At 71.3% G+C, this 18,554-nt stretch carries 17 protein-coding genes; 14 read left to right on the forward strand and 3 right to left on the reverse strand.

All coding sequences use genetic code 11. The annotated features are described in order from the left end of the window. Positions 1–14 precede the first annotated feature (14 nt). Entirely contained in the window at positions 15–1,505 is a 1,491-nt protein-coding gene (locus AB0383_RS32505; RefSeq protein ID WP_364184788.1) for an AMP-binding protein, read from the reverse strand. A gap of 92 nt (positions 1,506–1,597) precedes the next feature. Between AB0383_RS32505 and AB0383_RS32510 the strand changes: the two genes are divergently transcribed. Genes AB0383_RS32510 through AB0383_RS32520 form a run of 3 tightly spaced genes read left to right on the forward strand, consistent with a single transcriptional unit; the run spans position 1,598 to position 4,506 of the window. After that, positions 1,598–3,016, forward strand: a complete 1,419-nt coding sequence (locus tag AB0383_RS32510; RefSeq protein WP_364184790.1) for an FAD-dependent oxidoreductase — start codon at positions 1,598–1,600, stop codon at positions 3,014–3,016. Further along, complete coding sequence (locus AB0383_RS32515) at positions 3,017–4,138, forward strand: LLM class flavin-dependent oxidoreductase (RefSeq protein WP_364184791.1); 1,122 nt, start codon at positions 3,017–3,019, stop codon at positions 4,136–4,138. Continuing rightward, positions 4,135–4,506 carry a nuclear transport factor 2 family protein gene (locus tag AB0383_RS32520; protein WP_364184793.1) on the forward strand — a complete coding sequence of 124 codons (372 nt, stop codon included), beginning with the start codon at positions 4,135–4,137 and terminating at the stop codon, positions 4,504–4,506. The genes AB0383_RS32515 and AB0383_RS32520 overlap by 4 nt, the downstream gene beginning before the upstream one ends. Here AB0383_RS32520 and AB0383_RS32525 read toward each other — a convergent pair. Beyond that, on the reverse strand, positions 4,501–5,703 hold the full coding sequence (locus AB0383_RS32525) for a hypothetical protein (RefSeq protein WP_364184795.1): 1,203 nt from the start codon (positions 5,701–5,703) through the stop codon (positions 4,501–4,503). The genes AB0383_RS32520 and AB0383_RS32525 overlap by 6 nt on opposite strands. Positions 5,704–5,828: 125 nt before the next feature. Here AB0383_RS32525 and AB0383_RS32530 point away from each other — a divergent pair, with 125 nt between their 5' ends. The 8 genes from AB0383_RS32530 to AB0383_RS32565 are packed head-to-tail and all read left to right on the forward strand — an operon-like array spanning position 5,829 to position 13,357. Further along, positions 5,829–7,043, forward strand: coding sequence for a cytochrome P450 (locus AB0383_RS32530; RefSeq protein ID WP_364184796.1), 1,215 nt, complete (start codon positions 5,829–5,831; stop codon positions 7,041–7,043). 12 nt (positions 7,044–7,055) lie between these two features. Next, a complete protein-coding gene (locus AB0383_RS32535) occupies positions 7,056–7,466 on the forward strand; it encodes a nuclear transport factor 2 family protein (protein ID WP_364184798.1) in 411 nt (136 codons plus the stop codon). A 31-nt stretch (positions 7,467–7,497) separates the two neighbouring features. Continuing rightward, positions 7,498–9,063 carry an AMP-binding protein gene (locus tag AB0383_RS32540; RefSeq protein ID WP_364184800.1) on the forward strand — a complete coding sequence of 522 codons (1,566 nt, stop codon included), beginning with the start codon at positions 7,498–7,500 and terminating at the stop codon, positions 9,061–9,063. Then, positions 9,060–9,512 (forward strand): VOC family protein, encoded by a 453-nt coding sequence (locus tag AB0383_RS32545; RefSeq protein WP_364184802.1) that lies wholly within the window; start codon positions 9,060–9,062, stop codon positions 9,510–9,512. Before AB0383_RS32540 ends, AB0383_RS32545 begins: the two co-directional genes overlap by 4 nt. A 22-nt stretch (positions 9,513–9,534) precedes the next feature. Beyond that, complete coding sequence (locus AB0383_RS32550) at positions 9,535–10,887, forward strand: FAD-dependent oxidoreductase (protein WP_364184804.1); 1,353 nt, start codon at positions 9,535–9,537, stop codon at positions 10,885–10,887. Between the two features lie 49 nt (positions 10,888–10,936). Then, positions 10,937–11,770, forward strand: coding sequence for a mycofactocin-coupled SDR family oxidoreductase (locus AB0383_RS32555; RefSeq protein WP_364184806.1), 834 nt, complete (start codon positions 10,937–10,939; stop codon positions 11,768–11,770). Further along, positions 11,767–12,528 (forward strand): SDR family NAD(P)-dependent oxidoreductase, encoded by a 762-nt coding sequence (locus AB0383_RS32560; RefSeq protein WP_366189356.1) that lies wholly within the window; start codon positions 11,767–11,769, stop codon positions 12,526–12,528. The genes AB0383_RS32555 and AB0383_RS32560 overlap by 4 nt, the downstream gene beginning before the upstream one ends. Positions 12,529–12,556: 28 nt before the next feature. Continuing rightward, positions 12,557–13,357, forward strand: coding sequence for an SDR family oxidoreductase (locus tag AB0383_RS32565; protein WP_364184808.1), 801 nt, complete (start codon positions 12,557–12,559; stop codon positions 13,355–13,357). Between the two features lie 9 nt (positions 13,358–13,366). On the opposite strand, the gene AB0383_RS32570 is transcribed toward AB0383_RS32565, so the two are convergent. Then, positions 13,367–15,127, reverse strand: coding sequence for a biotin carboxylase N-terminal domain-containing protein (locus AB0383_RS32570; protein ID WP_364184809.1), 1,761 nt, complete (start codon positions 15,125–15,127; stop codon positions 13,367–13,369). A gap of 213 nt (positions 15,128–15,340) precedes the next feature. Between AB0383_RS32570 and AB0383_RS32575 the strand changes: the two genes are divergently transcribed. Genes AB0383_RS32575 through AB0383_RS32585 form a run of 3 tightly spaced genes read left to right on the forward strand, consistent with a single transcriptional unit; the run spans position 15,341 to position 18,545 of the window. After that, the gene (locus AB0383_RS32575) at positions 15,341–16,921 is read left to right on the forward strand and encodes a carboxyl transferase domain-containing protein (RefSeq protein WP_364184810.1); all 1,581 of its coding nucleotides are present in this window, start codon (positions 15,341–15,343) and stop codon (positions 16,919–16,921) included. Then, the gene (locus AB0383_RS32580) at positions 16,918–17,727 is read left to right on the forward strand and encodes an enoyl-CoA hydratase/isomerase family protein (RefSeq protein ID WP_364184811.1); all 810 of its coding nucleotides are present in this window, start codon (positions 16,918–16,920) and stop codon (positions 17,725–17,727) included. Before AB0383_RS32575 ends, AB0383_RS32580 begins: the two co-directional genes overlap by 4 nt. Then, on the forward strand, positions 17,727–18,545 hold the full coding sequence (locus AB0383_RS32585; protein WP_364184813.1) for a nuclear transport factor 2 family protein: 819 nt from the start codon (positions 17,727–17,729) through the stop codon (positions 18,543–18,545). Before AB0383_RS32580 ends, AB0383_RS32585 begins: the two co-directional genes overlap by 1 nt. Positions 18,546–18,554 lie beyond the last annotated feature (9 nt).

Genomic DNA, 18,554 nt, shown 5'->3' on the forward strand with positions numbered 1-18,554 from the left:
CCCCTCCAGAGCGACTATCGGCGCGCCCGCGGCGCTTCCGTGATGCCGGCGGCCGCCAGCTCGTCCGCGATCCTCTTGCGCAGTTTCACTTTCTTGATCTTCGTCCCCGACATCGGCCACTCGGTCACCCAGCGGACGTAGCGCGGCACCCGGTAGGACGCGATCCGCCCGACACAGTGGTCGATCAGTTCCTGCTCGGTCGCCGAACACCCGGGTTTGAGCTGGACGAACGCCGCCGGCACCTCGACGACCAGGTCGCCGGTGTGGAACCAGCCAGCGGAGTCGAACACGCGCGCGGTGAGGTCCGGGTCGCGGAAGTAACCGTCGAACGTGTTGGCGCCACGGAAAAGCAGCTCACCGGGCACGCCGGGGCCCACGTCGTCACCCGACGGATCGACGACCCGGCACTGCATCCCGGGCATCGGATGCCCGCCGGTTTCCGCGCGTTTGTCCGGTGGGTCGTCGAGCCGGTTGAGCGTGAGGAACGCGGCGGACTCCGTCATTGCCACGCACGACACGTGCACCGCGTCCGGGAACCGCGCCGCCATGGAGCGGAGGCGTTCGGGCACGCCGACCACCATCACGACCCGGATCCGCGTCAGGTCGTACGAGGCGAAGTCGGGCCGGTCGAGCACCGGCAGCCAGATCGTCTCGAACGCCGCGAGCGCGATCGTCACGCGCTCGCGGACCAAGAGGTCCAACGTCGTGGCGGGATCGAAGAACCGCGGGTGCACAAAGGTGGCGCCCGCCGTGAGGCAGGTGAGGGCGAAGGTGATCCCGCCACCGTGGAACAGCGGGATCGCCGTCCACGCCCGGTCGTCTGCGGTCAGTGGCATCCGCTCGCCGGCGATCCCGTCGGCCAGGCGGGTGAGGGCTTCGTGGCTCAGCATCGCGCCTTTGGGCGCGGCCGTGGTCCCCGACGTGTAAACCAGCAAGGCGGTGTCGCGGACCCGCACGCTCGCCGCCGCCCGGTCGGCCTCGGCAGCAGGACACGCAGTCGCGAAGAACTCCGCGGAGGACATCAGCCCGCCGCCACCCGCACCGCCCAGCTGCACGACGTGCTCCAGCTCGGCAGCAGCGCCCTCGGCGAGCCCCGGAAACGTCCGGCGCAGCAGCTCGGCGAAGTCCGGCTCGCCGGCCCGCGGCGGAGCGGTCACGAGCACCCGCATCCCCGAGTGCGTGATGATGCCTTCGAGCTCCACCGACTTGAACCGCGCGTTGACCGGCACCGCGATCGCGCCGGCCTCGGTGGCGGCTACCAGCATCGCGAGGAGATCGACCGACGCGGGCAGCAGGATCCCCACCCGCTCGCCCGGTTGCACGCCCAGTCCCAGCAGCGCGCGGGTGAACTCCCGGACGCGGCCGGCGAGCGCGCCGTAAGTGGCGCGTTCAGCGGGGAAGACGAGGGCTTCGCGGTCGGGATGCGCCAGCCCTCGACGGCGCACCAGATCGCCGAGCGTGGTGGCGGCCACGGGCCGGACGGAACCGGCGGATCTGCTTGTCATCGGCGACTCCCCGCTCTATCTACCGACCGTTTGACAAACTAGCGTGGGTACTCGATGGTGGACAAGCCGGAAAACCCAGCCGCGACAGTGCGTTGACCGCGACTGCGGCGAAGAAAGGTGATGCCGTGTCGAGTTACGACGTGGTGGTGATCGGGGCGGGCGCCGCCGGCCTGTGCGCGGGGGCGCTGCTCGCGCGCGAAGGCAAGCGGGTCGTCGTCCTCGACCGCAGCCCGTATCCGGGTGGCCGCGCGATGGCGGTGCCGGACGAGGGGTTCACCGTCAACCTCGGCGGGCACCTGATCGAAGACGGCGGATCCGGCCTCACCAAGGTGTTCGAGCACGTCGGCAAGGAGCTGATCCACGGCGAGGTCAGCAAGGAGATGCCGATCTGGGAAAACGGGTCGGGCTGGGGCTCGATCCGCGACCGCTACACCGACCGCGCGGAACTGAAGAAGGTCATCAAGGCACTCGCCGACACGCCGTACTCCGAGCTCGACGACTGGGACGACCGGTCGCTGCGTGAGTGGATCCACCAGCACACGTCCGACCAGGGCGTCGTGGACCTGTTCGAGTTCATCTCCGTGCTGGAGTGCATGACCGACAACTGGTACGACCACTCCGCCAGCGACAACCTCTACGTGCGCAAGATGCACTACGAGGAGCGCAACACCGCCGCCTATTCGTGTTGGCCCGGCCAGGGCTGGGACGGGCTGTGGCGCGACCTCGCCGACGCGATCACCGGGCACGGTGGGGAGCTGCGCCTGGGAACCACGGTCGAGCGTGTGATCGTCGAAAACGGTGCGGTGAAAGGTGTCGCCGTCGCCCGCGAACCCCGGGTACTGCCCAACGAGTTCTTCGAGGAGGAGATCCTCGAGGCCCCGGCGGTGATCTCCACGCTGCCGGTGTGGCACGTGCTGAACGTGGTGCCGCGCAGCGTGCTCCCGGAGTGGTACGCCTCGCAGATCGAGTTCCTGGCGCAGGACAAGTTCCGCATCGCCTGGCTCGGGCTCTACCTCGCCACCGAGGAGCCGGTCACGCAGTTCGACCCGCGTGAGCTCTCGACGTGGACCGCGACGCCGTCGACGGACTGCTCCGGGTTCATGTTCGACCAGTCGGCGATGGATCCGTCGTGCTCGCCCGAAGGCACGCACCTGCACGTGCTGGGCGCGATCATCCCGGGCGCGAAGGGCCGCGACCGCGAGTGGTGCCGCGCCACGATGCAGGCCTTCGAACGCGACGTCGAGACGATGTGGCCCGGCCTGGCGAACCCGGTCTGGCGGCGCCGGCACCTGGTGTTCGAGCCGAGCTTCGGTGTGATCCAGATGCCCGGGCTGGTCGGGAAGTACCGGCCGCACTGGCGCGCGCCCAACGTCGAGGGGCTCTGGTTCGCCAGCGAGACCTTCCGCAGCCGCGGCGTCGGCACCGACCGCGCGGCCCGCGCCGCCCTCACGTGCGTCGAGGACTACCTCGGTGCGCGGATCCCGACGTTCGGCGATGGATGGAGGTACTGAGTGGAGCGTCTGCAGCTCGGTGTGCCCGGTCAGATCATGCCGCCGGCGGACGCCGCGGTGAAGTTCGCGCGCCGCAGTGAAGCCGAGGGCTTCGACGCCGTGTGGTGGCCCGACCACCTCATGGGCTGGCACGCCGACACGATGTGGACCGAGGACTTGACGCCGCTCGCCGCGGTGCAGCCCAACCCGCACGCCTACTTCGACCCGCTGATCGTGATGGGCGTCGTCGGCGCGCAGACGGAGCGGATCAAGGTCGGCGTCGTCGTCACGGATCTCATCCGGCGCAACCCGGCGATGGCCGCGGCGAGCGCGCTGACGCTGGACCACGTCACGAAGGGCCGCGCGATCATCGGGCTCGGCTCGGGGGAGCGGCTCAACATCACGCCGTACGGGATGTCGTTCGAAAAGCCCGTCGCGAAGCTGGGCGAAGGCATCGACGTGATGCGGCTGCTGTGGGAGGCCGACGGACCCGTCGACTACGCCGGGAAGTTCCACACCCTGGAGAACGCCGTCCTCGGATTGCAGCCCTACGAAGGGAAAGCGCCCGAGATCTGGACGGCGGCGCACGGCCCGCGGATGCTGGAGCTCACCGGGGCCAAGGCCGACGGGTGGCTGCCCACCAAGATGTCGCCGGCGGAGTACGCCAAGTCGCTCACCACGATCCGGCAGTCGGCACAGGACGCGCGCCGCGATCCCGCGGCGATCACGCCCGGCATGCTCGGGTACCTGCTCATGGGCCCCGACGAGGAGACGGTCCAGCGGCTCACCGAGGCCCCGCTCGTGCGCGCGCTGTGTGTTTTGCTGCCCGCTCAGGTCTTCCGCGACCTCGGCGTCGAACCGCCGCTGGACGGCGGGCCGGGCGGATCCGGCTTCCACGACTTCATCCCCACGGCCGTGTCGCGCGCCGAGTCGCTGCGGATCATCGACGCGATCCCGCCGAAAGTCGTGCGGCACTACGCGTTCTGCGGCACGCCGGCCCAGGTGGCCGAACAGCTGGCGGAGTACCGCGAGGCCGGGCTGCGCCACCTCGTGATGTGGAACATCACCGCGTTCGGCGACCCTTCGCTGGCGAGGTGGTCATTCCAGGCGATGACTGAGCTGAAGAAGCTGGTCGGCTCGTGAGCCGGGCGGCGGTCCAGGCGTACTTCTCCGCGATCAACGCCGAACGATTCGCTGACCTGGCCGGGGTTTTCACCGACGAGGTAGAGATCCACACCGTCGGCGCGGCCCCGGTCGTCGGCCGGGACGCGGCGATCGCGCACTTCACGAAGCTCCTCGCGGGCTACGCCGAGCACGACGACCGCGTCACCCGCTGGATCGAAGCCGGCGAGGCCGTGGTGACGGAGATCGGCTTCACGGGCCGCCTGCGCGACGGCCGTCCGATCGCGTTCAGCGCCCTCGACGTGTTCGACCTGCGCGAGGGCCGGATCGCGAAAGTCGCCACCTGGTACGACACCCGCGACGTGCGCCGCCAGGTGCTCGCGTCATAGGGCGCGGCCTTTCGCGGTCTGCACCATGTCCATCCGCTCGATGCCCGCGCCGAACGACGCGGCCTGTGGGGCCAGACTCGCCAATGCCTGCTCGTAGGCCGCCACCAACGCGTCTTCGGCCGGATAGTCGAAGGGATCCGTGGTGCCCGATGCGCGTAGGACCGGTTCGTTCGCGCGCATCCACTCGACGGTCTCGGCGATCCCGTCGGGCACCGAGACCACGTCGCGGTAGCCGAGGTCCTCGCGCAGCCGGGTTGTGTCCACAATGCACGTGGGCGACTCCTGGCCGCCGAACGCCGACACCGCGAGGCCGGGATTGGGCAGTTCCCGGGGCAGCGACAGGATTTCCAGGTCGCGGCCCGCGGCGCGGGCGACGAGCTGCGCCCACTGCCGCACGGTGAGGAGCTCGTCGTCGGCGACGTTGTAGGCCTTGCCCGCCGCGATCGCCGGCCGGTCGACAGCCAGCAGCACGGCCTCCGCCGCGTTGCGCGCGGCGGCGCGGGAGTGGATGCCGTGCCCGCCGTCGGCGAGGACCAGCCACGGACGCCCGTCCAGCACGCGGCGCACCACGTTCCACTCCCACGCATACGGGTTGCGCGGCCCGTAGACGGTCGGGTAGCGCAGGTAGGTGGCCGCGAAGGACCCCTTGGCGCCCAACGAGAACACGTGGTCTTCGGTGCGCCGGATCGGGCCGGTGCTGTAGCCGGCGAAGCGCGGCTCATCCGGCGCGACGAGCGGGTGCGAGTCCTCGCGCACAGGCAGCTGCACGCCGTACGGGAACCGCGAACCGGGGTTGACGTAACCCTGGTAAACCGGCACCCCGCCGACCACGACCAGGTGCGCGCAGCGGTTCGCCACCGCGTCGGCGATGAGCCTGACCCGGCCGTAGGTCGCGACGACCACATCCCACCCGGCCGACCCGTCCGAGCCCACGGCGCGCGCGATGTCGTCCGCCTCGAAGGGGCTGCCGTGCACGTGCGGGACGTCCGGCAGCTCCGCGACCTCGTGGCGGCCGGTGTGGAACACCGTGACCTCGTGCCCGCGGGCGAGCAGTCCCGCCACGATCGGGGGGCCGGTCGGGCCCGTGCCGCCGACGACCAGCGCGCGGCCCATCAGGCCCGGGCCGTTCGGAGGAAGCGTCGCGGCCTGCCGTCGTCCTGCACTGGAGCCTCCCTGCGCGAGTCCTGTCCGCAGCATGACAAGGCCGACCTTCACTGTCAAACGGTTGGTTGACAAACCCTTGTTGGGGCACCGGTGTGGTGCTAATCTCACCGCTACCAAACGGCCGTTAGTCAGTGACGATGACGTCATGGAGGACGCCGATGTCCGTAGCCGCCACCGCTGGACCCGACATCCTGTCCGAGGAGTTCGCTGCGGATCCCTACCGCGCGTACCGGGTGATGCGCGAGCAGCACCCGCTCATCTGGCACGAAGCCACGCAGAGCTACGTGATCAGCCGGTACGCGGACGTCGAGCGCGCCTTCAAGGATCCGGTGTTCACCAGTCACAACTACGACTGGCAACTCGAACCCGTGCACGGCCGGACCATCCTGCAGATGGACGGGCGCGAGCACTCCACGCACCGGAACCTGGTCGCGCCGGCCTTCCGCGGACGGGACCTGATGACCAAGTTCCTGCCCGTCATCGAGCAGAACTCGCGCGACCTCGTCGACGCATTCCGCCGCGACGGGCGCGTCGACCTCGTCGACCAGTACGCGACACGGTTCCCGATCAACGTGATCGTGGACATGCTGGGCCTGCCCAAATCCGACCACGAGCACTTCCACCGCTGGTACAGCTCGATCATGGCCTTCCTGTCGAACCTCTCCGGTGACGAGCAGGTGATGGCCGAAGGGATCCGCACCAAGGAGGAGTTCGAGGCCTACCTGCTGCCGATCATCCGCGCGCGCCGCGAAAACCCGGGCGGGGACCTGCTTTCCACGCTGTGCTCCGCCGAGATCGACGGCGTGCGGATGAGCGACGAGGAGATCAAGGCCTTCTGCAGCCTGCTGCTGACCGCGGGCGGCGAGACCACCGACAAGGCGATCGCCAGCCTGATGCGCAACCTCGTCGCGAACCCCGACCAGCTCGAAGCCGTCCGCGCCGACCACTCGCTGATCGCGGCCGCGTTCGCGGAGACCCTGCGGTTCTCGCCGCCGGTGCACATGATCATGCGCCAGCCCGCCGAAGACGTGGAGCTCTCCGGCGGAGTCGTCGAGGCGGGCAAGACCGTGACCTGCCTGATCGGCGCGGCGAACCGCGACCCGGCCAAGTACGCCGATCCCGACTCGTTCAACCTCCTGCGCACCGACCTCGACCTCGGCCGGGCCTACACCGCCGGCGCCAACCACACGGCGTTCTGCCTGGGGCGGCACTTCTGCGTCGGCGCGATGCTGGCCAAGACCGAGCTCGACACCGGCATCGCGCACCTGCTCGACGCCATGCGGGACATCCGTTTCGACGGTGAGGCGCCGCCGGAGCACGGCGTGTTCACCCGCGCCCCCACTTCGCTGCCCCTGACCTTCACGCCCGCCTGAGGAGGCACCCGCATGACCGCACGCGCCGAGATCGAAAACGTCCTGGGCAAGGCTTCTTGGGGTTACGACGAGAACGACGTCGGCCTGATCGCCGACCAGTTCACCGAGACGGCCACGATGACCATGCAGATCGGCCGCGAAGGCGACCTGATCGGGCCGTTCGAGGGCCGCGAGGCGATCCGCAAGCTGCACGCCGATTCGCTCGTCGCGCAGACCGACCAGCGCCGGCACAACCTCTCGAACCTGGTGCTCACCAAGGAAACCCCGGACAGCGCGGCGACGACCGCGAACCTCACCCTGCTCTCGATCGAGAACGGCGCGGTGCGGGTGCTCTCCAGCGGCTGGTACCGCGACGAGCTGGTGAAGCAGGGGGACCGCTGGTTGATCGCGACCCGGCACATCTACCTCGACCTGCCCTACTGATCCCCGCACCGGCACCTACCAGAGGACACCCATGGTCAACATCGGACGGATCCCGGAGAAGTGGGCGGCGCTCACCCCCACCCGGGACGCGATCGTCGACGCCCCGAGCGGCCGGCGGATGGACTGGAGAACGCTCGACGAACGCGTCCGCAGGCTCGCCAACGGGCTGGCGAGTGAAGGCGGACTCGGTCTGTCCAAAGGGGACCGGGTCGCGATCCTGGCGAAGAACTCCATCGAGTACCAGGAGCTGTACTACGCCGCCGGGCGAGCCGGGCTCGTCACGCAGCCGCTGAACTGGCGGCTCGGCGCGGGCGAGCTGACCCGGATCGTCGCCGACGCCGCGCCGAAGGCGGTGATCGCGTCCGACGAGTGGCTCGACACCGCGAAGCAGCTACAGTCCACGGTGGACGTGCCGAACTGGCTGCAGTACGGCGAATCAGGCGACGGCAGCTACGAAGACCTGCTGGCGCGCAGCAGCACCGACGAGCCGGTGCAGTCGTCGTCGATCGGTGACGCCGACCCGTTTTTCATCCTCTACACCGGTGGCACCACCGGCGAGTCGAAGGGCGCGCTGCACAGCCACACGAGCGTGTCGTTCGGGATGCTCAACCAGACCGTCGCCGAGCGCATCGTCGCGACCGACGTCTACATGCTGACCGGGCAGATGTACCACATCCCGGTGGTGCTCTCGATGAACTACCACCGCCACGGCTGCCCGCTGGTGCTGATGAACTTCGAGGCGCGCACGGCGCTGGAGCTCATCCAGGAGGAGCGCGTCTCGGCGTTCCTGGGCATCACCACGATGCTCAACTGGATGATGGCCGTGCCGGGCTTCTCCTCCTACGACATCTCGGCCCTGCGCAACATCCAGTACGGCGGCGGGCCCATGCCCTCGTCGGTGGTCAAGGCGGCGCTGGACCAGTTCCCCTGCACGCTGATCCAGGGTTACGGGCAGACCGAGGGCACCACGATGTGCTTCCTGTCGCAGGAAGACCACCTCGACGCCGTGCGCGGCATCCACCCGGAACGGCTGATGTCCTGCGGGCGCGAGGGTTTTGTCACGCAGGTCCGCGTCGTCGACCCGGACGGGCGCGAGGTGCCCAAGGACGGCCGGACCGCGGGCGAGATCATCGTGCGGTCCGAGGCCAACATGCTCGGCTACCTCAACCGCCCCGACCTCACCGAGAACACGATCCGCGACGGCTGGATGTGGACCGGCGACATCGCCACCTGGGACGCCGAGTCGTACGTGTTCATCGTCGACCGCGCCAAGGACATGATCATCTCCGGTGGCGAGAACATCTACTCGATCCAGGTCGAGGAGGCGGTGAACAAACACCCGTCGGTGCTGGAGTGCGCGGTGATCGGCGTGCCCGACGACGAGTGGGGCGAAGCGGTGAAGGCGTTCGTGGTGCTCAAGCCCGAGACGACGGCCACGGAGGCGGACATCATCGCCACGGCCAAGCAGCACCTCGCCTCCTACCAGAAGCCCCGGTCCGTCGAGTTCGTCGACGCCCTGCCCAAGGCGCCCACCGGGAAGATCCTCAAGCGCGACCTGCGCCGCGCGTACTGGGCGGACCGCGGCCGGTCCGTGTGACGGCGGGACTGCACCACCTCGGCGTGCGCGTGGCGGAGCTGGACCGGGCCGTGGCCTTCTACCGCGAACTCGGCGCCGAACCGCTCGCGCCGCCGTTCACGCTCGATCCCGGTGCGGCCGCGCTGGCGATGAACACCGAGCGCGAGGTGCGCGTCGCCCTGCTCGGGTTCCCGGACGGCAGCGGGATCGAGCTGTTCGAGTTCGGCGAGCCGGCGCCGCAGTGGCGTGCCGCGCCGGAGCCGGCCGCCCGGCTGCCGCACCTCGGCATCCGGGTCGCCGACGTCGACGCCGCGTTGGCCCGGGCCGAGGCGGCCGGCGGGCAGCGGTTGTGGAACCAGCCGAAACAGTGGGGTCCGGTGCGGGTGGTGTACCTGCGCGACCCCGACGGGACCGTGCTCGAACTGCTCGACGCGCCGTTGCGGGCGGTTGCCGACGTGGTCGCCCCGTGAACACCCGGCAGGAGGAGGTTTCTTGTCCTACGACGTGATCGTGCTCGGTGCCGGCGTGTCCGGCCTGGTCACGGCGTCAGTGCTGGCCGAACAGGGCCAACGCGTGCTGCTGGTGGAGAAGCACGCGTACCTCGGCGGGCGGGCGCGCGAGTACCGGTACAAGGGCCACCAGCTCGGCCTCGGCAGCCACCTCGTCGAGGATCCCGGCGACTCGCTGACGAGGGTGTGCGCGCTCATGGGGCTCGACCTCGTGCACTCCGAACGCAGCGACTCCATGCCGTTCTGGACCAACGGCCGCGGCTGGGCGCCGATCCAGGAGCAGTACGCGGGCAGCGCGAAGCAGGGCCTCAAGCGGTGCATCCAGGCGCTGAACGAGACGTCGTACAAGGAGCTGGAGAACTGGAACCACGCTTCGCTGCGGGAGTGGATGGCCCAGTACACTTCGGACGAGGGCGTGTACACGGTGTGGGAAGCCATCTCCGTGCTGGAGCAGATCACCTTGCGGCCGTGGGAACACTCGGCCTCGGAGAACCTGTACACGCGCAAGTTGCACTACTCGACGCGGCGCACCGCCGGCTACTCGTTCTGGCCCATGGGCGGCTGGGATGCGTTGTGGCACACCATGGTGGCGGCGTTCGAGGCCCACGGTGGTGAACTCCGGCTCTCGGCGCCGGTCCGCCGGGTCGACGTGCGCGACGGCGCCGTTCGCGGCGTGACCCTGCGCGACGGCGAGGAGATCGAGGCGCCGCAGGTGGTCGTGTCGGCCCCGGTCTGGGACCTGCTGCGGCTGTTCGACGAGGACGTGCTGCCGTGGGACCTCTCGGCGCGCATCCGCATGCTGGCGGCCAACCGCAACCGGGCCTGCTGGATCGGCTACTGGATCGCCGCGAAGGAGCCGGTGATCGCGATGACCGAGCGGGAGATGGCGTCGTTCCTGTCCACGCCCCGCTGTGGTCTGCCCGGCTTCACCCTCAACTTCACCGGCTACGACGGCGGGGTCTCGCCTGCGGGGGAGTACCTGACGTGCGTCGGGGCCTCGTTCGACGCGACCACCCACTACGGCGACCGGGCCTGGCTCGACCGGAAGTTCGCCGAGCTGTGGGAGGACATCGAGGAGATGCTGCCGGCGGCGCGCGGGGCACTGTGGACGAAGCCGCACGTCGTCACCAGCTACGGCGTGATCACCAAACCGGGACTGGTCGGCCCGGTCCGGCCCGACACGGTGGTCCGCGGGATCGAGGGCCTGTGGCTGACCGGCGACACGACGCGCGCCCGCGGCATCGGGATCGACAAGGCCGCGCGCTCGGGCATCACGGCGGCCGAGGCCGTGCTGGGCAAGCGGCTCGACGCGTTCGCCGGCACGCTGCGCTACTGACCGGAAGTCTTTGCACGGCAACGAGTTTCTTCCAGCAGAGGAGGCGGACATGACGGGACGGGTCGCGGGAAAGGTCGCGTTCATCACGGGCGCGGCGCGCGGGCAGGGCCGCGCACACGCGGTGCGGCTCGCGGAGGAGGGCGCCGACATCATCGCGATCGACGCGTGCGCGGCGGTCGAGACGGTGGACAAGTACCCGCCGGCCACCGAGGAGGACCTGGCCGAGACCACCGCACTGGTCGAGAAGGCCGGCGGGCGGATCGTGGCGAGCAAAGCCGATGTCCGCAATGCGAAAGACCTGCAGGCCGCACTCGACGAGGGCGTCGAGCGGTTCGGCGGGCTGGACATCGTGGTGGCCAACGCCGGCATCGCCACCTACGGCATGTCCTGGGAGCTCACCGAGGACATGTGGCAGGACATGCTCGACGTCAACCTCACCGGGGTCTGGCACACCGCGAAGGCCGCGGTGGGGCACCTGATGCGCCGCGGCGGCGGGTCGATGGTGTTCACCAGCTCGATCGGCGGGCTGAAGGGCATCATGCAGGTGGGGCATTACGTGGCGGCCAAACACGGGATGGTCGGGCTGATGCGCACGATGGCCAACGAGCTCGCCGGGCATCGCATCCGCGTCAACACCGTCCACCCGACCAATGTGGACACCCACATGATCCAGAACCCCGGCACGTGGGGGATGTTCGCGCCGGACGACCCGGCGCCGACGCGGGAGGCGGCGATGCCGGGCTTCCTGTCGCTCAACGCGCTCCAGGTGCCGTGGGTCGACCCGATCGACATCGCCAACGCCGTGCTGTTCCTCTCCAGCGACGAGGCGCGGTACGTGACCGGGGTCGCGCTGCCCGTCGACGCGGGGGCCACGATCAAATGAGGATCGAGGGTTCCGTCGGCCTGGTCACCGGCGGTGCGTCGGGGCTCGGCGCCGGCACCGCGCGGCGGCTGGTCGCGGGCGGCGGCCGGGTGGGCATCCTCGACCTGGCGAGCTCGGCCGGCGCCCAGCTCGCGGCCGAGCTGGGCGAATCCGCGCTGTTCGTGCCCACCGACGTGGCCGACGAAGCGGCGGTGGAGAAGGCCGTGGGCGCGGTCGCGGAGCGGTTCGGGCGACTCGACGTGTGCGTCAACGCGGCCGGGATCAGCCCGGCCGCACGGGTGCTCTCGCGCAAGGGCGAGCTGCACCCGCTGGATCTCTTCCGGCGCACCGTGGAGATCAACCTCGTGGGCGCGTTCGACGTGCTGCGCCACGCCGTCGCCGCGATGGCGCGCAACGAGCCGGGACCGGACGGCGAGCGCGGGCTGATCGTCAACGTCTCGTCGGCCGCCGCGCTGGAAGGACAGGCCGGGCAGGCGGCGTACTCGGCGTCGAAGGGCGGGCTGGTCGCGCTGACGCTGCCGCTCGCGCGGGACCTCGCGATCTGGGGGATCCGCGTGATGACGTTGTGCCCGGGGATCATGGACACGGGCATGTTGGCCGGGGCCGACGAGACGCGCCGCGCCGCGCTGATGGACCTGCACGTGTTCCCGAAACGTCTGGGCCGCCCCGAAGACTTCGCCCGGCTCGTGGCGAGCTTCATGGAAAACGAGCTGCTCAACGGCGAGGTGGTCCGGCTCGACGCCGCGACCCGCCTCTGACGCGACCACCGACGACGAGGAGTTTCCGATGTCCCCCGACGCCACGCCGCCGGCGGGCCGCATCGCGCTGGTGACCGGCGGCTCGCGCGGCGTGGGCCGCGCGATCGCGACGCGGCTCGCGGCCGACGGTGCCGCCGTCGCGGTCAACTACCGGCGTGACGCCGGCGCGGCCGAGGAGGTCGTGGCGGGGATCGTTGCCGAGGGCGGGACCGCGGTCGCCTACCGCGCGTCCGTGGACGACGAGGCCGCCGTCGCCGCCATGGTGCAGCGGATCCGCGCCGACCTCGGCCCCGTCGACCTGCTCGTGAGCAACGCGGGGACGGCGAGCCGCGGCACGCCGATCGCGGACACCGACGAGCAGGAATACCTGCGGCTGCTGCGCGTCCACACGCTGGGACCGCTCGCGTTGATCCGCGCCCTGCTGCCGGGGATGCGCGCCGCAGCCCGCAGCGACGTGATCGTGGTGTCGAGCGCGATCGTGGACACCACGCCGGCGGGTGGCGCCGCGTACACGATGGCGAAGGCCGCGATGGAGGCCGCCGCGCGGACCCTGGCGTACGAGGAACGGCCGCACGGCGTGCGCGTCAACATCGTCGCGCCCGGCCTGGTGGTCACCGACATGGGCGAGCGGCTCGCCGCGGCGTCCGGTGCGCGGGCGATCGCCGACCTCGACGCGCGCTACCCCTTCGGCCGCGTGGCGCGGCCCGAGGACGTGGCCGGCGTCGTGGCGTTCCTCGCCTCCGCCGGCGCGGGTTACCTGACGGCGCAACGCATTCTCGTCGACGGCGGCGGGCCGGACATCCCGATCGTGGCGGCGCCGGAGGCGTGACCGCCGGGCTCAGCCGAGCGTGATCAGCGGAGCCCCGGCGGCGACGGAGGTACCGGGGGAGACGAGGACGGTCCCGACGACCCCGCCGACCTCCGTGCGCACCTGCATCTCCATCTTCATCGCCTCCAGCACCGCGACGACGTCACCCGCGGCGACCTCCTGCCCGGGCTCGACCCGGACCGCGACCACGGTGGCGTCCATCGGCGCGGTCGGCGGTCCACCGGCGGTCGTGCCCGTGGTGCTGCCTGATCCGCTGTCGCGCGACGGGCGTTCCGACGGCGCGGCAACCACCCCGGGCCGCTGAGCGCGTCCGTAAACCGCGATCTCGACCGGTCCGCGGTCCGTGGCGATCCGGACCAGCCGGGCAGGCACGGCGTTCGTGCCCGAGGTGCGCGGGGTGGGGGGAGCGGCGGGAGCCGCGGCCGGTTCCGGCGCCCACTCCCGTTCGACGGATCCCGTGTCGTGCCTGCCTTCCGTGAACGACGCCGATCCGAGGATCGTGCGCAGGTACGGCGCGGTCGTCGGCGGACCGGCGACCCGCAGTTCGCCCAATGCGCCCACGAGCCGGCGTCGTGCGGTGTCGCGGTCGGCGCCGTGGGCGAGAACTTTGCCGAAGAGCGAGTCGTACATCGTCGGCACCACGTCGCCGGCCTCGACCCCGAAGTCGTTGCGGATCCCCGGCCCCAGCGGCAGCGTCAGGCCGGTCACCGTGCCCGGCGCCGGGCGGAAACCCGCCGACGGATCCTCGGCCGCGATGCGGGCCTGGATCGCGTGCCCGCGCACCACCACGTCGTCCTGCGTGAACGGCAGCGGCTCACCGAGTGCGACCCGCAGCTGCGCCGCGACGAGGTCGAGGCCGGTGACCAGCTCGGTCACGCCGTGCTCGACCTGCAGGCGGGTGTTCATCTCCAGGAAGAAGAACTCGCCGGTCTCCGGCAGCACGAGGAACTCGACCGTGCCCGCGCCGACGTAGCCGACCTCGCGCGCCAGGGTCACGGCCGCTTCCCGCAGCGCGGCGCGCACCCGATCCGGCAGGCCGAACGCCGGCGCCTCCTCGATCAGCTTCTGGTGCCGGCGCTGCACCGAGCAGTCCCGGTCGGCGAGGTGGACGACCGTGCCGTGCGCGTCACCGAACACCTGCACCTCGACGTGCCGCACCGGCCGGAGGTAGCGCTCGAGGTGCACCTCCGGCCGTCCGAACGCGGCGCCCGCTTCCCGCCCGGCCGCGGCCATCGCCTCGGCGAGCCCGTCGGCTGACGTCACGACGCGCATGCCCCGCCCGCCCCCGCCAAAGGAAGCCTTGACCACCAAGGGAAAGCCGATCCGGTCCGCCTCGGCCGCCGCTTGCTCGGCCGTGAGGTCCGCGGTGCCGGGCGGCACCGGCACGCCGCACTTGTCGGCCACCGCGCGCGCCGCGACCTTGTCGCCCATCCGCGCGATGACCTCGGCGGACGGCCCGACGAACGTCAGCCCGGCCGCGGTGACCGCCTCGGCGAACCCGGCGTCCTCGCTCAGCAGGCCGTAACCCGGGTGCACGAGGCTCGCGCCGGCTGCCTTCGCCGCACCCAGCACCGCATCGACGTCCAGGTAGGACGCTCGCGCGGGCGGCGGCCCGATCCGGTGGGCTTCGTCGGCCAGCCGGACGTGCAGTGCGCCGGCGTCCGCGTCGCTGTGGACGGCGGCGGCTCGCAGGCCGAGTTCGTGGCACGCGCGGATGATGCGAACGGCGATCTCGCCGCGGTTCGCCACCAGGACGGTCGCCTCTGGCATGTCGGTTTCCCTCACGTCCGTGGTGTCGCTGCACACCCGTCTTGGGGGTTCCGTCGCGGACGACGGGCACCCGGTGGAGAACTGTCTACCAACCAGTCGTCTGATAGTCTAGGGTCGGCTCCGGGGCCGGGCCACCGCGGTGAACACGACCGTCGTGAACGTGACTGCCGCCGACTGCGGCAGCCGCGACCCGATCCGGCCAGGGGAGGTCCCGTGACGACGAGGAGCACCGTGCGCGACGACTCGGGTGACGACACCGCCGAACCGGCCGAGGTCACGATGGCCGACCGGCTCGCCGTTCTCCGCGAGAAGCAGGCGGCCGCCCACGCCAGCGGCGGGCCGGAAGGCCTGCGCCGGCACCGGGAATCCGGCCGGCTGCCCGTGCGCGAGCGGATCGAGCTGCTCGTCGACTCCGGCTCGTGGTTCGAGATCGGCGCGCTCGCGCTGCCGGAGCTGCGCCGTGAAAAGCCGATCCCCGGCGACGCCGTGGTGACCGGGTTCGGCCTGCTCGACGGCCGGCGCATCGGCGTGATCGGCATCGACTCCTCCGTGGTGGCCGGCACGACCGCCCCCATCAGCATGCGCAAGCAGGGCCGGCTCATCGAGCACGCGCAACGCCACGGTTTCCCCCTCGTCCTGCTGTGCGACGCCGACGGCGGCCGAATGCCGGACGTCTCCGGCTGGCGGTTTTCCGGTCTCCCCTTGGACTTCACCACGTTCCTCAAGCCGCCGCCCGGTCAGCCGGTGGTGCCGAGAGCCGCGGCCGTGCTCGGTCCCAGCTACGGCGACTCCGCCCTGCACGCGTCGACCGCGCACTTCGTCGTGATGGTGCGCAGCGGTTCGATCGCGCTCTCAGGTCCGTCGGTCGTGGAGCCGGCGATCGGCGAGAAGGTCACCGACACCGAGCTCGGCGGCCCGGCCGCGGCGACCGAAGCGGGCAACGCGCACCTCGTCGTGGAGACCGAGGCCGATGCGATGGACGCCATCGCCGCGTTCCTGTCCTACCTGCCGCAGAACTCGACGCTGAAGCCGCCGCTCGCGCCGCCGCGCCCGCCGGCCCGGGACCCGCGTGAGCTCGAGTCGATCGTCCCGCTCGGCCCGCGCTCGGGTTACGACATGCGCGACGTGTTCGCGTGCATCGCCGACGAGGCGAGCGTGCTGCCCTGGGCCGACGGCTGGGGGCCGAGCCTCCTGTGCGCCCTCGCCCGGATCGAAGGGCGGCCGGTCGGGCTCATCGGCAACCAGCCGATCGTGCGCGCCGGGGCGCTGGAGCCGCCGACGCTGGCGAAGGAGCGCACGTTCGTGAAGCTGTGCGACACGTTCGGCCTGCCACTGGTGTTCCTGCACGACGTGCCCGGTCTCATGATCGGCACCCAGGCCGAGCGCGGCGGCATTCTGCATGGCTACGAAGGGCTCGTGTCCGCGATCGCCGAGACGACCGTGCCGAAGGTCGGGGTGGTGCTGCGCAAGGCCTACGGCGGCGGGCACTTCGCGATGGGCGGGCGCCCCACCAAACCGGATTTCCTCTACGCGTGGCCCAGTGCGGAGCTCGGGTTCATGGCGCCCGAGACCGGCATCCGCACGATCCACCGGCGCCGGCTGGAGCGTGTGCTGGCCGAGGAAGGCCCCGAGGCGCACGCGGCGCTCGTCGCCGAGCTGACCGAGGAGTGGATCAGTGAGGCCGAGCCGTGGGAGGCCGCCGCGCACCTGTCGCTGGACGACGTGATCGAGCCCGCCCGCACGCGGGACGTCATCGCGACGAGCATCGAGATCGCCTCGGGAGGACTTGCGTGAGCACCTGGAATCCCGCCGCGGCCCGCACCTTGCGGATCGAGGTCGACGACACCGGCGACGGCTCGGGCGCGGTCGCGGTGCTCACCCTGGACACCCCGGGCAAGCTCAACGCGATGGGCCGAGACTTCTGGCCGGAGCTGCGGGAAGCGTTGGCCCACTTGGCTTCCGACGGTCGCACCCGAGCCGTGATCATCACCGGCGCGGGTGACAAGGCGTTCTCGGCCGGCGGCGACATCGCGAGTTTCGCCGACCTCACCGACGTCGTCGCCAAACGCGAGTTCCAGCAGGACTGCATGCGCACCTTCGCCGCGGTGGAGGAGTCGCCGCTGCCGATCGTCGCGGCCGTGAACGGGTTCGCCCTCGGCGGCGGGTGCGAGCTGGCTCTGGCGTGCGACGTGGTGGTGGCCGCCGACACGGCGACGTTCGGGATGCCGGAGTGCGGCGTCGGGCTGGTGCCGGGGTTCGGGGTGCTGCGCGCGCCGTCGGTGATCGGGCGGCACTGGACGAAGCTCATGATGTTCGGCGGCGAGCGGGTCGACGCGCCCACGGCGCTGCGGATCGGCTTGGCGCAAAAGGTGGTTCCCGCCGCCGAGCTGATGACCGCCGCACGCGAGCTCGCCGGGCGGTTCGCGGCGATGGCCCCGCTCGCCGTGGCCAGCGGCAAGAACCTGGTCAACCGCGGCGTCGACCGCGGCGAGTTCGACCACTCGACCGCCGCGCTCACCACGCTGCACGCCACCGCCGACGCCGCGGAGGGCATCGCCGCCTTCCTCGGCAAGCGGCCGCCGAAGTTCGAGGGCCGCTGATGGCCGCCCGCCCGGACCCGTTCGTGGCGCTGATGCGCCGCTACGTCAACGACTACACCAACCGCCACGACGTGTCGGTGTGCGCGGAGATCATGGAGCCCGGCTACGTCCTGCGCATGGGCCCGCACGAGGTCGCCGGGCGCGACGACGCGTACATCCCGGCGGCGCAGCGGCAGTTCGAGCAGTATCCCGGGCTGTGCCTGACGGTCCACTCGATCGTCACCGACGGCCGGAAACTGGCCCTGCGGTTCTCCGAACACGGCCGGCGCGCCCGCGACGGGCAGGTCGCCGTGTGGACGGGCATCGGGCTGTACCGCTGGAACGGCCGCCGGCTGGAGACGAACTTCGTGGAGCAGGACTACCTGTCCCGCCGCCGTCAGCTGAGCTCCGGGAACCCGGCGCCGGTCGACCCACCCGCACCGGCCCCGTGGGACACCGAAGCCGAACCGGCGAACCCCGCAGCGGAATCCCTGGTCCGGCAGTGGATCGCCGCCGGTGGGGCCGTTCAGCCGAAGGACTCCCCGGCGTCGGTCCGCTTCGACGACGGCGACGCCGGGCCCGCCTTGCTCACCGACGTCACGTCGAGGATCGACGAGCTGTTCTCCGCGGGCGAGCACGTCGCGTTCCGGATCACCGCCACGGGCGCCTACGCCGGCGGGCTCGGCCCCGACGGCGGCGAGGCGGCCGTCGGCACGCCCGCGACCCTGCACCTCGTCGGTCTGGTCTCCGTCGAGGGCGGCCGGATCGGCGGCTGGATCGTCCGCGACCGGCTCGGGCTGGCCCGCGGCCTCGCGCAGCCTGCCGCCGCCGGCTCCTGAGAGGACACC

It is taken from the genome of Amycolatopsis sp. NPDC051373 (assembly GCF_040689465.1).
GTDB lineage: Bacteria > Actinomycetota > Actinomycetes > Mycobacteriales > Pseudonocardiaceae > Amycolatopsis.

Excerpts from the sequence above, each read along its gene's own strand:
- AB0383_RS32565 (WP_364184808.1), top strand. The coding sequence starts at position 12,557 with ATGTCCCCCGACGCCACGCCGCCGGCGGGCCGCATCGCGCTGGTGACC.
- AB0383_RS32530 (WP_364184796.1), top strand. The coding sequence starts at position 5,829 with ATGTCCGTAGCCGCCACCGCTGGACCCGACATCCTGTCCGAGGAGTTC.
- AB0383_RS32540 (WP_364184800.1), top strand. The coding sequence starts at position 7,498 with ATGGTCAACATCGGACGGATCCCGGAGAAGTGGGCGGCGCTCACCCCC.
- AB0383_RS32505 (WP_364184788.1), bottom strand. The coding sequence starts at position 1,505 with ATGACAAGCAGATCCGCCGGTTCCGTCCGGCCCGTGGCCGCCACCACG.
- AB0383_RS32525 (WP_364184795.1), bottom strand. The coding sequence starts at position 5,703 with ATGCTGCGGACAGGACTCGCGCAGGGAGGCTCCAGTGCAGGACGACGG.
- AB0383_RS32560 (WP_366189356.1), top strand. The coding sequence starts at position 11,767 with ATGAGGATCGAGGGTTCCGTCGGCCTGGTCACCGGCGGTGCGTCGGGG.
- AB0383_RS32555 (WP_364184806.1), top strand. The coding sequence starts at position 10,937 with ATGACGGGACGGGTCGCGGGAAAGGTCGCGTTCATCACGGGCGCGGCG.
- AB0383_RS32535 (WP_364184798.1), top strand. The coding sequence starts at position 7,056 with ATGACCGCACGCGCCGAGATCGAAAACGTCCTGGGCAAGGCTTCTTGG.
- AB0383_RS32570 (WP_364184809.1), bottom strand. The coding sequence starts at position 15,127 with ATGCCAGAGGCGACCGTCCTGGTGGCGAACCGCGGCGAGATCGCCGTT.
- AB0383_RS32585 (WP_364184813.1), top strand. The coding sequence starts at position 17,727 with ATGGCCGCCCGCCCGGACCCGTTCGTGGCGCTGATGCGCCGCTACGTC.